The organism is Paenibacillus ottowii, from assembly GCF_006874425.1.
Classification (GTDB): domain Bacteria; phylum Bacillota; class Bacilli; order Paenibacillales; family Paenibacillaceae; genus Paenibacillus; species Paenibacillus ottowii.
Map to the genome: position 1 here is coordinate 18,459 of NZ_VIJZ01000007.1, position 14,141 is coordinate 32,599.

At 41.2% G+C, this 14,141-nt stretch carries 8 protein-coding genes, 1 tRNA gene and 3 pseudogenes; 8 read left to right on the plus strand and 4 right to left on the minus strand.

All coding sequences use genetic code 11. The features are described 5' to 3' along the window. Positions 1-13: 13 nt before the first annotated feature. Complete coding sequence (locus FKV70_RS16585) at positions 14-2,347, minus strand: ribonucleoside-diphosphate reductase subunit alpha (protein ID WP_063213919.1); 2,334 nt, start codon at positions 2,345-2,347, stop codon at positions 14-16. 523 nt (positions 2,348-2,870) lie between these two features. Between FKV70_RS16585 and FKV70_RS16590 the strand changes: the two genes are divergently transcribed. Then, positions 2,871-3,218 (plus strand): MTH1187 family thiamine-binding protein, encoded by a 348-nt coding sequence (locus FKV70_RS16590; protein ID WP_142613528.1) that lies wholly within the window; start codon positions 2,871-2,873, stop codon positions 3,216-3,218. Positions 3,219-3,291: 73 nt separating this feature from the next. Further along, a tRNA-Thr gene (locus FKV70_RS16595) sits at positions 3,292-3,363 on the plus strand. Between the two features lie 530 nt (positions 3,364-3,893). On the opposite strand, the gene FKV70_RS16600 is transcribed toward FKV70_RS16595, so the two are convergent. Further along, entirely contained in the window at positions 3,894-4,448 is a 555-nt protein-coding gene (locus FKV70_RS16600) for a GNAT family N-acetyltransferase (protein ID WP_063213921.1), read from the minus strand. A 1,186-nt stretch (positions 4,449-5,634) separates the two neighbouring features. Here FKV70_RS16600 and FKV70_RS16610 point away from each other — a divergent pair. From FKV70_RS16610 to FKV70_RS16625, 4 genes are all read left to right on the plus strand, one after another. Then, positions 5,635-7,050 carry a helix-turn-helix transcriptional regulator gene (locus FKV70_RS16610; protein WP_142613530.1) on the plus strand — a complete coding sequence of 472 codons (1,416 nt, stop codon included), beginning with the start codon at positions 5,635-5,637 and terminating at the stop codon, positions 7,048-7,050. Between the two features lie 310 nt (positions 7,051-7,360). Continuing rightward, positions 7,361-7,807 (plus strand): nuclease, encoded by a 447-nt coding sequence (locus FKV70_RS16615; protein ID WP_142613531.1) that lies wholly within the window; start codon positions 7,361-7,363, stop codon positions 7,805-7,807. Between the two features lie 266 nt (positions 7,808-8,073). Next, a complete protein-coding gene (locus tag FKV70_RS16620) occupies positions 8,074-8,586 on the plus strand; it encodes a hypothetical protein (RefSeq protein WP_142613532.1) in 513 nt (170 codons plus the stop codon). Positions 8,587-8,611: 25 nt separating this feature from the next. After that, on the plus strand, positions 8,612-9,019 hold the full coding sequence (locus tag FKV70_RS16625) for a hypothetical protein (RefSeq protein WP_142613533.1): 408 nt from the start codon (positions 8,612-8,614) through the stop codon (positions 9,017-9,019). 94 nt (positions 9,020-9,113) lie between these two features. Here the strand turns inward: FKV70_RS16625 and FKV70_RS16630 are convergent. Next, positions 9,114-10,260: pseudogene (locus tag FKV70_RS16630) on the minus strand (IS3 family transposase). Positions 10,261-10,453: 193 nt separating this feature from the next. Continuing rightward, a pseudogene (locus FKV70_RS16635) lies at positions 10,454-10,789 on the minus strand (ran-binding protein 10); the annotation flags it as partial. A 1,443-nt stretch (positions 10,790-12,232) separates the two neighbouring features. Here FKV70_RS16635 and FKV70_RS16640 point away from each other — a divergent pair. Further along, a pseudogene (locus tag FKV70_RS16640) lies at positions 12,233-12,658 on the plus strand (NucA/NucB deoxyribonuclease domain-containing protein). Between the two features lie 175 nt (positions 12,659-12,833). Continuing rightward, a complete protein-coding gene (locus tag FKV70_RS26675) occupies positions 12,834-13,967 on the plus strand; it encodes a fibronectin type III domain-containing protein (RefSeq protein ID WP_244310766.1) in 1,134 nt (377 codons plus the stop codon). The last annotated feature ends 174 nt before the right edge of the window (positions 13,968-14,141 follow it).

The window sequence follows — 14,141 nt, forward strand, 5'->3', positions numbered from 1 at the left end:
TCTCTCCTTTAGTTTAGGATGCGCAGCTTTCGCATTCTTCAATCGTCAGCGCGCGGCTGCGTACATAATAGGTCGACTTCATACCCGATTTCCAGGCATGGATGTGCAACGCCAAAAATTCGGTAGCTTTGATATCTGGGCGCACATACAGGTTAAAGCTTTGACCTTGGTCAATATGACGCTGACGTGCAGAAGCCATATTGATCGAAGCATGCTGATCCAGCAGGAAAGCCGTTTTGTAGTACCAGATGGTTTTTTCATTTAAGTCTGGTGCAGGGTTTGCGATCTTGTAGGTCGTTTTCTCTTCATAGGAAAGCAACTCATACAATGGATCGATGCTAGCGGTAGAGCCTGCGATGATGGATGTGGAACCGTTAGGCGCGATGGCGAACAGCCATGCGTTGCGGACTCCGTTTTGTTTGACTTCTTCCGCAAGCTCGCTCCACTCAGACGTAGTGACGAATTTGCCTTCACGTGTACCGTCTGTATAGCCACGGGAAGTGAAATAATGCCCAGTTGCCCAGTCGGAACCCTCGAATTTAGCATAACGGCCTTTTTCTTTCGCTAGCTCCATGCTGGATTTTACAGCCAGGTAGTTGATTTTTTCATATAAATGATCGTTATACGTTACCGCTTCATCGGACTCCCAACGGATGCCTTCAAGTGCAAGCAGATGATGCAGTCCAAATGTACCCAGACCGACTGCACGGTATTGGCTGTTCGTGTATTGTGCTTGCAGCACTTCAATGTTGTTGATATCAATAACATTATCCAGCATACGTACCTGAATCGGTACGAGACGATCCAGCACACCAGCCGGAACGGCACGAGCCAGATGAATGGAGTTCAGATTGCATACCACAAAGTCGCCAGGAATTTTGGAAATAACAATGCGTGTTTGTCCGTCCTTGGTGACCAGTTCTTCTTTTTCCACTACTGTAGCAGATTGATTTTGCATAATTTCCGTGCACAGGTTGGAGGAATACACCATACCATGAGCGCGGTTCGGGTTAGCCCGGTTTACTGTATCGCGGTAGAACATGTACGGTGTACCCGTCTCCAGCTGCGACTTCATCAAACGCTTCATGATGTCAATGGCAGGCACCGTAATACGAGAGAGAATCGGATGCTGTGACGCCTCCTCATACTTTTCACGGAAGGAGCCTGAACCGAAGGATTCATCATAAAAATCCTCCAGTCCCAGTGGGCGACCCTTGTCATCTTTCCAGCCCATGACCTTCTTCACTTCATGTGGACAGAACAGATTCCATTCGCCCCGTGCTTCGACCCGCTCCATAAACAAATCGGGCAGACATACGCCGTGGAACACATCATGTGCACGCATCCGCTCGTCACCGTTGTTCAGCTTCAGGTCAAGGAATGCCAGAATATCTTTGTGGAATACGTCAAGATAAACGGCAATGGCTCCTTTGCGTGTACCCAACTGGTCTACGCTAACCGCTGTATTGTTCAACTGGCGAATCCAAGGAATAACACCAGAGCTTGTATTTTTATGTCCACGGATATCGGAGCCGCGTGCCCGTACTTTACCGAGGTATACGCCGATGCCGCCGCCCATTTTGCTAAGACGGGCTACATCGGTATTGGAATCAAAAATACCTTCCAATGAGTCATCTACAGTGTCAATAAAGCAGCTGGAGAGCTGTCCGGCCACCTTTTTTCCGGCATTAGACATGGTTGGTGTAGCTGCTGTCATGTACATGTTGCTCATCGCCCAGTATGCCTCTTTGACTAGCTCCATACGCTTGTCGGCAGGCTCTTGATGCATCAGGTACATTGCAATAATCATGTAGCGTTCCTGTGGAAGTTCCATTACGCGTCCGTCAAAATCATTGGCCAAATAGCGCTCAGACAGCGTCAACAGTCCGATATAGTCGAACAGCAGGTCATTCTGCGGCATAATGGAATCGCCGAGCTCATCAATCTGCTCCTTGGTGTAGCAGTCAAGCAGTTCTTGACGGTAGATTCCTTTTTGCACTAGATCGGTGATCAGTGGATAAAAGGCGCCGTAAGGCTCGTCTGCATACGATTTGTAACGGCGGTGAGTAGCTGCTTTCTTATATAAAGAAGTGAGCAAAGCACGCGCAGCGGCAAATTTCCAGTCTGGTTCTTCCTTGCTAACCAGTTCAAGGGCAGCCATTGCAAATGCATTGCTAATTTCATCCCCCGTGACTTCATCGCGGCGCAGCTTACTGGTTACACCTCGAATGAGTCGCTCTTTATCGAGCTTGTCCAGCCCGCTGAGTACACGGTCTGCGTATACAGATATACGTATTTCATCAAAAGCCAACTGGCGATTGTTAGGTTTGGTTACGAGTTGTGGCATAGGATTAATTCCTCGCTTTCTTGAATTGAAATTCATACTTAGGGATAGGCATGAAAATGATCTGAGAAAAGAATATGGTGAAAAAAAGCGATGATCAGACAGCATTTTGGGGCTGTATGTAATCCAATAACATAGAAATAGCGATGCGTCTGCCAATGAAGGGAAAGAAGATGGTTCCCGTAGAGTTTATCGGCTACATCACTATATTTAGAGGTGTTATGAATATTTAACCCAACATATTGTATATATAAACTTAAAATTTCAAATAAGTGCAAGGAGTATTATAGCAACATTCGAAGCTATACGTAAAGGAAAAGGAATGGAAAATTAAAATTTAAAGAGAAGTCGCGGACTGTATTTGAATTGAGACGGAGTGAACGGTACAATAAATGATATAAATGTTTTATACAGAAACAAGCAGTATACATATGATGCTTTTTTCGCAAAACAGGGTTGCTTTATGGACCTGGGTTTTAAAATTAAATAAAAGACTATTTTTCTTAATTAAAGGAGGAACTTGGTGATGGCTATTGCAGAAGTGACAGTGATCCCGATTGGGACGGGGAGTACGAGCCTGAGCGACTATGTTGCTCAAATGCAAAAAGTGTTGAGGATACAAAAGGGAATTACCTATGAGCTTACCTCCATGAGTACGATTATTGAAGGTTCGTTGGACGATGTGTTCACCGCGATTGCTGCGCTGCACGAAGCACCATTCCTAGCAGGAGCCAAACGTGTGTCCACCTCGGTCAAAATTGATGATCGCCGTGACAAACCTTCCTCCAGTCGCCAAAAGCTCAGATCCGTCGCAGAGAAGCTATCTGGAGCTACGGCAGGGAATGTTACAGAATTAAATCCAAATCCTAGTTGATAAAGTTGATGTAAGTGATTGATTTTTATGTAACTAAGAGTATAATAGTTTTTGTTGTCAGTCACACTGACCTGCTGGTGTAGCTCAGGGGTAGAGCAACGCACTCGTAATGCGTAGGCCGGGGGTTCAATTCCCTTCACCAGCATTCTATAAAACTCAAGCACAGCGCGGCTTCCAAGCTTTTTGGAGGCCGCGCTTTTTTGTTGAATTGAGCATTCTTCTACCATTTTTCTACCCTTTAGTCTAGTAAAGTAGGTTCTTTGGTGCTAATACTCTCTCCTGTGATTGAATCGCCAAAATTAGCAAACAGTGCGATGGAGAGAACGCTGCTATCATTCTTAGGATCATCAAGATCATGTCCTATTCAGAAATGGTGTCAGCTTGTCGAACCGAAGCCGTTTTCCTCTGTAAAGCTACCTTTGCTCGGGGTAGCGCAATTATTTCACTTTGATGCTTCTTCTTTTTTCCTTGGGGCAAGTCTACATACGAGGCAACATTCTGTGTGATAACTCCCCAGCTACTGCCCGGTTTAACCTTCTTGATAGAGCTTACAGATAACTTGGGTAGAAGTAATTCATGAGAATAATGTGCGTGTTTACAAGCCACTCATAAGACTTCCAAGTACCTGTTTAATCGAGTTTCTTAGTTTTAAAAATAAGATTAATCTGTTGTTCTTTATTTCTGATTAGCACGTTGTGAGAGCCATTCCTTTTTCAGTAATGCATATTGATACGTATTCTCGTATTTTGGCGTGCCGTCTTCATATTTAACAAATGAAACGAATTCCATGAAGCAGCCTTCCTGGCGAAAGCCCAGTTTTTCACACAGCTTTTGGGAACGGAAGTTATCGTCCTCGACATAGGCGTACAGCCTTCTTACTTCCTGTTGCGTAAAGAGATATTCTATGAAGGCGTTGGCGCTCTCACTTGCGTACCCTTTTCCTTCAAATCTGGCATTAAAATTCCATCCAATACCATACGTATCCGAATCTCGTTCTTCCTTCATACCAAACAGCTCTCCGATCAGTTCGTTGCTGTCTTTCAGGCAGACCGCGATCTGAGAGTCGTCACTGCTTCTTTTTTCGACTTCCGCTGTAGCTTCCTCCAACGTCGAAATCTGGTGATCCATAAAGCAGTTAACTCTTGGATTAGCTGTATACTCCAACAATCCGGCAGCGTCGGTTGCGGTAAAATTCCGCAGGATCAATCGGTTGGTTTCAAGTGTTTGCATGAATATACCTCCGGTTGTGATTTTAATAGATGGCTTCATTTTGTATGATCCTTTTATTCTATCAGAAACCGTTCTTCAATCGTAAATAACTGTCAACGAACAATAAAGCTGTGTACGGCTGCTTTGATTTAAAAATAGGGAGCAGTTTTATGGTAAAGAAATATTAGTAAAATTAGTCGCAAATATTGGATTTTAGTACACAACTTTATTTTATTTACATAGAGATCATTACACTGATGGCTTTAAATATTTGATGTATTCAATGATAAGTTATCATTCATTGAATAGTGAAACTTATTATATAAACTGTTTGGGGCTATTTGAGCGTTTTCGAGCCCATGCAGATCCCGAAACAAAGGAAAAATACTCAAAATTCATTGAAGAGGTGTGGAAAGGTAATACTAAGAAAAATGGCACTGTTAGTCGTTGCAGCTAACTTTTAATTGTTACTGTACCTATTCACTCGCATGAAATAGAGTCTCAAGTACAGCATGGAGGAGCTTAAATGTAAGTAAAGCAAATCCTCTCTAACCTTAATCGGTTGGCGGGGATTTTTTTGTTGAAGGAATTACAACACCATACACCGAGTGAATTTATCGAGGTGATCAGCATGAACCATACATATAAGGTGTCGAAATCGAATATCGAACTATTTGCAGCAAAATACATTCATCAACCCGAAAATCACCTAGACCAACGATCATTCAACTTCCTGTTTTTTCAGCAGCTATAAATGATTTGCGAAATTTATTCCTGATTCTGTCTGAAATTGAATTTGTATTCGCCTAAGAAATTGATGTGCTCCTATCCAAGAGGAATTCACTCTTTTGAATACAAGTTTGATATCAAACACACGCTGCCTTAAAAGGGTTATGGCCTATTAAACAGGTTTTAATAGGCTCTAACTAATAGAATTTCACCAAATTACAGGAGATAAACAAAAAAAGAAAAAAATCATAGAATCACCCAAACATTATATACTTTCCATATTATCGTCAAAGCATCACTAGCACCCTGCTGGCACAAGCCGGTGGGGTGCTTTTTTTGTTTACAGGAGTACCCTTATGACAAACGTAGCCTTTCTACACGATTCGCAAAAAAATATATTGACAACTGGTTAATTTCTGGGCAAAAATAGTAAATGATTATAAAATACTGGAATTTTTAAGCGAGGGGTGGCTATGGCATGGAACATACACCTACGATTCGAGCAGAATTAGACAGATTCCTACAACAAGAGGGTTTGAGCTTTTCACAATTTGGTCATATTGCGGATATGAATAGAGGAGCAGTAAGTGCTATCGTGACAGGAAATAAGCCTTTGTCTATTAAACAACTGGATCGAATTACTGAGGCTATGGGTTTGCCAGAAGGCCATTTTTACGACATGTTCGTAGAAAACTACATAATCGACCATCCTCCAAATATGAGGCGAATTGAGCCGTTTTTGTTTCGATGTGCAGAGTTGGACAAGTTGGATGCGATCCGTCGAGTGGTGGGAGCCATCATGGACAATCTACTGTATTCACCCAAGCTATTCGAAATTGCAGAAGGATTGCTGGAGCAGGGAAGACATGCGGCTGCATTGCTGCTCTATGAGGGGGTAGCTGAAGCGGAAAAATATCAACATTCTGAGCGTTTGGCAGTTTGTCAATATCGTATATTCACGATTCAAGTTGGAGACGATCAAAGACAAAATCTTAGAGCGGCAACGGTATTTGAGGTTTTTGTCGAACGTCTGGACGAAATAGATCAACTTGATGCATTAAAGGATTTGGCAAACGTATACAGGTCTCTGCGCAAATGGGACAAGGTTGATGAGATAGCGAGGAAAATGAGAGCTAAAGCCGAAATCCAATATTCAATGAAACATGAACAACGGAGTCGAGAGCGGGATGAGTCTGTCAATAAGCTAAGTCGCCCGTTGTTTGTATATATTTCCTATGCTGACCTATTGTGTGCTAGTGTCTGTGAAGCCCGAGGCGATTATCAGCAAGCTCTACAATATACATACGCCTATACTGATTTAGATTGGGTTAAAGAGACAGACGAAGATAACCAACACTGGATTGGTTTGTTTAAGCACTGGGCAGAAGCAAATATTATTGTCAATAAGCTTTTATCCGGAGACATAAAGGTGCTGCAAGAATATATTGAATACATCGATGCAGCGAAGGATACAACTCAAGAAGACCGGATTATTCAACTACTGAACATTATGATAACGGCTAACCGATATGATATCGACGTTAGTGATATAATTAAACGATTTGAAACGGACATTTTATCATTATCACAACACTCATCAAGTGATATATATACTCAACAAGTGGTACCAGATTATTTTGCGTGGTGTGGTTATGAGTTGGCCCATTATTATTTACATCGAAGTTCTTACGATGATGGTTTTAAACATTTGATGTATTCTATGGTAAGTTATCATACACTAAATAATGAGACTTATTTCATAAATTGTATGGGGCTATTTTTACATTTTCGAGAACATGCGAGTCTTGAAACCAAAGCAAATTTTTTAAATCTTATTGAAAAGGTGTGGATGAACAATGTTAAAAAAAATGGCACTGGTGATCGTCGCGGCTAGCTTTTTGTTAATTGTTACTGTACCTATTCATTCGCATGGCATAGAGCCTCAAGTACAGCACGGAGGGGCTTAAACGTAAGTAGAGCAAATTCCCGCTAACCTTAACTGGTTGACGGGGATTTTTTTATTGAAGGAATTACTACACCGTTTATCGAAAAAACTATCGAGGTGATCAGCATGAACCATACATATAAGTGTTTACAGAATCCTCCAAACTGATTATACTTTCCATATAAATCCGAAAGCATCGGTGATACCCTGCTGGCATACGCTGGTGGGGTATTTTTTACGTTTAGGGGGAGGAATACATATGTTTAAATGGATATTCACCGTACTGATTACAATCCTATTAGCTGGATGCAGCGTACAACAAGACGTTGTAAAGACCACTAAGAGCGACCCTGTAGCCGTTCCGGTAACGCAGGTATCAGCAGACACGGTCAAACTCGAATTCCCGTCAGAGAAGTATCCAGAGACCGCACAGCACATTAAAGAGGCTATAGTAGCCGGAATACCTAATGTATGCACGATAGATCGTGGTGGCGTATTTAAAAATCGAGAGATATCATTGGAAACCGTGCCAGTCAAAAAGGGGTATAAGCGTGGTCAATGGCCGTTGGCAACTTGCGCAGAAAGTAAAGTGGGAGCAGATGTAAGTTATATTAGCCCAAAGGATGATGAGGGGGCTAATTCGTGGATAGATCAGCATTTGGAAGATTACTCTGATGGAACCCGAGTGGAAATTATAGTAAAATAGCAAATCCCCGCTAATTTAAAACTGGTTGACGGGGATTTTTGACATCAATCAACAATCCATTTGTATCTAATAGTTCAAAAGACCAAACTTACAGAAGAGAAATAGCATGAAATTTATTTATGCTATTGATTAAATGTTTTGAATTTTAAGGAATTCATTATGGGACTTCCTTACTGTTTATTACAATTTACTATTTTCCCGTTACTTCGACATTCATTTTTATATATTATTTTGTTGTAAATACAAAATATTGGAGGAATGTATAGGTGGAATGGAAATTAGCTAAAAAAACTATTTTGAGCTCAATGGCAACCGCTTTATTGTTTTCTGTTATAACTCCTTTCGCGGCGTTTGCAGAAACGTCTTCAGTAACTGCTACATACGGAACAGCACCAACAATAGATGTTAATACTGTAACTCCGCCTCCTCCTACTGTACAGCCTGATGGGGAAGTTAGTACCCAAGGTGTGAAAGTTAAGGCTGTAGAAATTGCTATTAAAGCATTAAGATATGTTATCGATAATCCTGTGTCGAGATGGACTCTGGAAAAATTCTTTGATACAGAGACAGTGGCAGCTGTTATTAAATATAACAGTAAGGTTTTTGGTGTTCTTGAAAGTTACCTAGGAGCAGTAGAATTGACTACTGCTGAAATAGCCGCAGGCGCAAGGTCTGCAATCGTCCAAGAATTGAGAGGAGTCGTTAGTAAAGGAATCGCTGAAGGAGTCGGGATGGTTGTTGAGTGGTTGATTTATTATGGTAGCAAAGTAATACTTTAATGACTTGGAAAATGAGAGGTGCATCATGGAAAACTCAAATATAACCCAGCTTGAGAAACGCATAAATGTTTTGCTTGAATGGAAGTCTGTATTGTTGCGTTTAGCAGGAGATGAATTGTCACCATATGATAAGTGGTGTGCAGAAAAAGAGCTTAGTAGCGAAGATCAACACTTTATCACGAATCTTTGTATGTTATTTAACATACGATTGCATCCTGATCAAAGTAACCCCGATGTTCAAAAAATCACTAAGAACTTTGATGAACATTTCAAAGTTGGTGATTTTGAGTTGAGTTACGAAGTATTTGAAAAATTTATAAAAGATTATCAACTTAGAGCACATCCAATTTATGAGTGGGATGCTCGTGAGGTACTTGAAAAGCTGGCCGAGAGCAATAGGAGCATTGAATTGAAGGAGAAGCTACTTGGTTAGCTATAGATTCTAAACGGAAAAGGTAAAAAGATCCCGCCAATCATTAGGGGACTGACCCCCATTTGTGAGACAGGGATCAAAACACCTTGCAAGTTTAAGCAGCCAGTCGTCGGAAATCTACTGGCGACTGGTTATTTAGTTTCGCTTGAATCCGAATTGAGTTATAGTAGTTGATGTAGTCTCGAATGGTCCGTTCGACGATGGGCGTCGTCGTACAGGTTAAACCTTCGAGATAGAACGTTTCAGTCTTTAGCGTGGAATGAAACGATTCGATGGGGGCATGATCAGCGGGCGTTCCTTTTCGGGACATGCTCATGGTAATGCCTTTTCCCTTTACGGCCGCTTGATAAGCCTGTGACGTATATACGCTTCCCTGGTCGCTATGAAGTAGCATGCTTGTCCGTTTTGGAAGTTGATTCAGCGTATCCAAAACCAAGGACGTATCTTGCTTGTCCGCTATACTGTAAGCCACAATCTCCCCGTTGTACAGGTCTAGAATGCTAGAGAAGTACAACATCTTACCCCCAAACGGTAAATACGTGATGTCCGTGACGAGCTTTTGCAGGGGTGCCTCTGCATGAAATTGCCGCTTCAGCAGATTTTCCGCTGGATGAGCAGGCTGCCCAGTGGCCTTTCGTTTCTTCATCCTCACGCGGCACTGTAACCCCTCACGCTGCATCATCCGCTGAACTCGTTTGTGAATGATTCTTTGCTCTGCCCGAAGGAGTACGGTGATTTTCCGGTAGCCGTACTGAAATTTATGATGGATGCAAAGCCCCCGGATGTTCTCCACCGTAGCATCTGTGTGCTCTGTCTCCACGGCTGCTCTCCAGCGGTAGTGGGTCGCTCTTGCGATCCCGAGCCATGTACAAGCCTCAGACACCGTATACTTCGTCTCGAATGGATTCTATCCAGGCCACGGCAACTTCTGGTTCCACCTCCTTTCCAGTTCCTTGACTTTTTCAGCAGGTCCAATTGCTACTTCAGGAACCGGTTCTCCGCCTTTACCTTTTCAAGCTCCGAAGAGTGTTCCGGACCTTTTCCGTAGCTGTATTGTTTACCCACAGGCTGGCTCCAGACGATGCTCTTCGCCTGTTCGATACCACCTCATCCATGTTTTTAGCTGTGTCTTATTCCGTATTCCCAGTTGCTCCATAACCTCTCTTACCGGAACTCCTACCAATCACATTTCAATCGCTTTCATCTTTATTTCTAAGAGATAAACTCACTCTCGTTGCCAACGCAAAAACACCTCCAAGGTTATCTCCATATCTTACGATATGGCTTGATTTTCTTGAAGGTGTTTTGATTTGTCTCATGTTATGGGGTCAGTCCCTAATTGGTCGGCAGAGCTCTTTTTTCGTTGATTAGTTTGAATTTAGAGTAGATGTAAAAAAGGGTTCTGCTAGTATGTAACCAGTATGGAGTCCTTTATCATTTAGTTGAATACTCGCTTACCTCAAACGTAAGGATTTTATTGAATATTACATAGTCCTTACGGGTACTAAATGGACCTTTGTTATTATTGTGCTTATCAATAGCATAAGATGCTGTACCTGATCCAGATTGTTTACCTTCGTACCAAGAAATGAAAGAGTTTACTTCTTTCATGCTCAGGTCGAATTCCTTCTCCAACCCTGTATCCAGTGTCACAACCAAAATTGCGCGGTCACCAGTTGGTTGTGATGGTTCGGTTGGAACGCTAGGATTAGACGGTTCAGGTTTAGGGTTTGGTGTTGGGTTCGGATCGGGAGTTGGCGTTTCGGTACCAGGGAAATCTGGATCGATGGGTAATTCACTCATAATACCAAGCGTTACTTCATGAATGGAAGCCCATGATGAGCGGGCATCAACATTAATTCTAATAGCGCTGTACACGCCCTCAGTAATATCAATACGATCTAATACTCTCATTTGTGTATTTGCGTTCACAGTTCTAGTTGAGACAGGGCTTACTTGAGTCCATTCTCCATCCTTTAGTCCAAAAATAGTATAATTAACTTGAGTTTGAGGCGTTGTTTGGGCAGCTAACTGAATAAAATTCATTTTCAAACGCCTAGGAAAATTTAACTCAAGTGAAGCGACAGGAACTGACGCATTCCATTTTGTATCTAAACTTTTATCCAATGCTTTATCTGCGGTCTGATTACTATAAGTGCTAGTTGCTTTGGCAGTTGTACCGATGGGAGGTGTGAAGCCTTCCATACTCTCAATGGTAGCATAAGGAGGAGTCACACTATAGTCTTTAGTAGCATAGATTAAATTGCCTGAATCATCATATGCTTCAATCTTATAATAATATTTTTTGAAATTAATAACATTGGTATCACTATATTTAAGTTGTTTTAAATCGTTGACTATTGTCTTATAGGGGCCGCCAGAAATCGTTGATCTTTTAATTGAATATGTAGTTGCTAGTCCCATTTGGCCCCAGTCCAGTATAACGCTTGATTCTTCAGGAGTTACGTTCACTCTTTCGACGATAGTAGAATTACCCAATAACCCGTCCTTACTAATATCAATAGCGTCAATGGAAGAAACTTTTGTTTCAGTTGTTGTGATTACCACAGTATGCCATTTATTAGTTAGGTTAAGTTTTTCATAGACCAAGTACTGTCCTCCAGCACTTCTATTAAGTGTGAAGCTTTCTAATGCACCATCAATCTCAATATTTAATTTGTTTGTATGGTCTGTATTTGAATCGGTGATAATCCTTATTTTATCTCCGAAAAAAGGAAAAGTAGCTGTATCACCAATACTACTTGTGAGTTTCATACTTGAGGAGTAGTATAAAGATCCAGGATAATCTCTCCAATTTCCTCGGTATATGATATTAGGGTCTTTGTCATCAAATCTTGTCCAACCAGCTTCGGGAGAAGTTAATTTTTCACCTACTGAAGCGGCGTAGATATTCTGATTAAAACCAAGTAAAAGAAGTAAGGATAACAAAGATATTAATGCTAGTTTTTTCATAAAAATGCCCCTTTTGTTTTATTTGCTTGGTAAGCATACAAAAAAAGAAAAAGGTATGTCTAAACATTAATGTCTATATATTCAAATAAAAGTTGAAATGAGAATTTAAATTTTTATAGCAGTAATTACTCTCTGTCACCCGATACACGATAGGCTTTTTTGTTTTGCGACAAGCTATGCGATACTTCGACATGACTCTCCAATTAGTATAAAAAAGGCTAAATATTATGGAGGTGTCATATGATAAAAGGGATCGCAAAAGGATTAATTGTGTTTTTATTAGCTGCTATTTTTTCCGTTCAAGGTGTCTATGCTGAACCGGCAGCAATCAACCAACAAGCAACTGGGTATACGTTGGAGTTTCCAAGTTCACGGTATCCTGAAACCGGGGCGCATATTAGAGATGCAATAGCAGCCGGACATTCTGCGGTGTGTACGATTGATCGGGACGGAGCCGAAGAAAATAGAAAGGAGTCTCTAAAGGGCTAACCTACTAAAAAAGGATATGACCGTGATGAATGGCCGATGGCAATGTGTGCTGAAGGTGGCGCAGGTGCTGATATCAGATACATAACTCCTAGTGATAACCGGGGAGCAGGATCATGGGTAAGTCATCAGTTAGATAAGTATGCTGATGGAACTAAAGTGAGGTTTATAGTGAAATAAAAACAAGGACTCAACCAGTATAGAAGCTGGAATGAGTCCTTTTTAATACCCAATAAAAAATAAATATGCAAATATTTAGATTATATTTATAGATTAGCAAGTTTATGTTTAGACAATATGTGAGTGTCAATCTATCTTTATAGATATACAAGATATTCATAGGGGGCTAATAATCATGTCAAAGAAATTTTTGACTACCGTTCTAACTTTTTTTCTAATTAACATCATGTTACTACCAGCAGCAACACATGCAGCAACACTAAACAAAACAGTTGAGGGAATGCTAGGGTTCTCGCCTCCAACAGGCACTACAGCAAAAGGAAGTACCACCTATTACAATTTAGTGGCAAGCAATGCGATAGACGGAAGTGTTAAAACAACATGGAATGCCGGAGGGGAAAATGGGAATATTGAGTTAAGATTCCCTAGCCCAGTCGAAATAAATTTTATTCATATCTCTACTAATGCTACGCCACCACGAGATATAAAATATACAATTTACGGACTCGTTGAAGGAGAATGGAAAAAAATAAGCGAACAAGTTACTCAATCTTTATCTGCTACAAATACAATAACGCCGCCTATTAAAGTTCAACAGGGTACATATGATGGTATCAAAGTTGACGCTTTGGGAGGTGCGTCTTGGTTGGCAATTAACGAGATAACTCTTGGCATCAATGAACCAATCGATCTCAAAGGTCAACCACTTGATTCATCAGCAAAGTTGAATTGGAATCCGATTAAAGATGCTGCTAAGTATAAGATCAATTACGGTACGCAATCGGGTAAATATTCAGAGTCTATTACAGTAACCAAGGATGTGGATGGCAATTATGTGGTCCCGAATCTGACTAATGGAACAGTATATTATTTTCAGGTTATAGCTATTATTAACGGAGCTGAGATGGTTATCTCTAATGAAGTTGCAGTTACACCAAATGAACCTAAAACAACTGAGCCGACAACTCCTGACAATCCTTCTACAGGAGAGCCAAGTAATCCGAGCGAACCTGGTACAACAAATCCTGGTGAACCATCGACTGGTGAGCCTACTAATCCTCAATCACCATCAGGCAACCGCGCAATCCTTGTAGTTACTATGACAACTGGCCTCGAAAAAGAATTTGACCTAAGCATAAAAGAGGTCAATGACTTTATTGCCTGGTATGAAGGCAAGCAGGCTGGTTCTGGATCAGCTTCATACGCAATCAATAAGCACGATAACAACAAAGGTCCATTCAGCAGCCGTAAGGATTACATGCTGTATGATCGTATCCTCACGTTTGAAGTAAGTGAATACTCTAAATAAATATAAAAGCTCTGCTAACCTTAATGGGTCGGCAGAGCCTTTTAGTTGAGAGTTTTGATAACTACAATAAAAGAAACAACGGTAGGCTAGGAGAGAAAATATGCCCTAGACTGTCGCTGCTTCATCTGTTTCATTGAACTAACGTTTCCCGTTAGAATTCCTGTAAAACGAATA

Bases quoted from the DNA above. Each gene is read 5' to 3' on its own strand.
- FKV70_RS16615 (WP_142613531.1), top strand. From the start codon at position 7,361: ATGTTTAAATGGATATTCACCGTACTGATTACAATCCTATTAGCTGGA.
- FKV70_RS16600 (WP_063213921.1), bottom strand. From the start codon at position 4,448: ATGCAAACACTTGAAACCAACCGATTGATCCTGCGGAATTTTACCGCA.
- FKV70_RS16625 (WP_142613533.1), top strand. From the start codon at position 8,612: ATGGAAAACTCAAATATAACCCAGCTTGAGAAACGCATAAATGTTTTG.
- FKV70_RS16610 (WP_142613530.1), top strand. From the start codon at position 5,635: ATGGAACATACACCTACGATTCGAGCAGAATTAGACAGATTCCTACAA.
- FKV70_RS16585 (WP_063213919.1), bottom strand. From the start codon at position 2,347: ATGCCACAACTCGTAACCAAACCTAACAATCGCCAGTTGGCTTTTGAT.
- FKV70_RS16590 (WP_142613528.1), top strand. From the start codon at position 2,871: ATGGCTATTGCAGAAGTGACAGTGATCCCGATTGGGACGGGGAGTACG.
- FKV70_RS26675 (WP_244310766.1), top strand. From the start codon at position 12,834: ATGTCAAAGAAATTTTTGACTACCGTTCTAACTTTTTTTCTAATTAAC.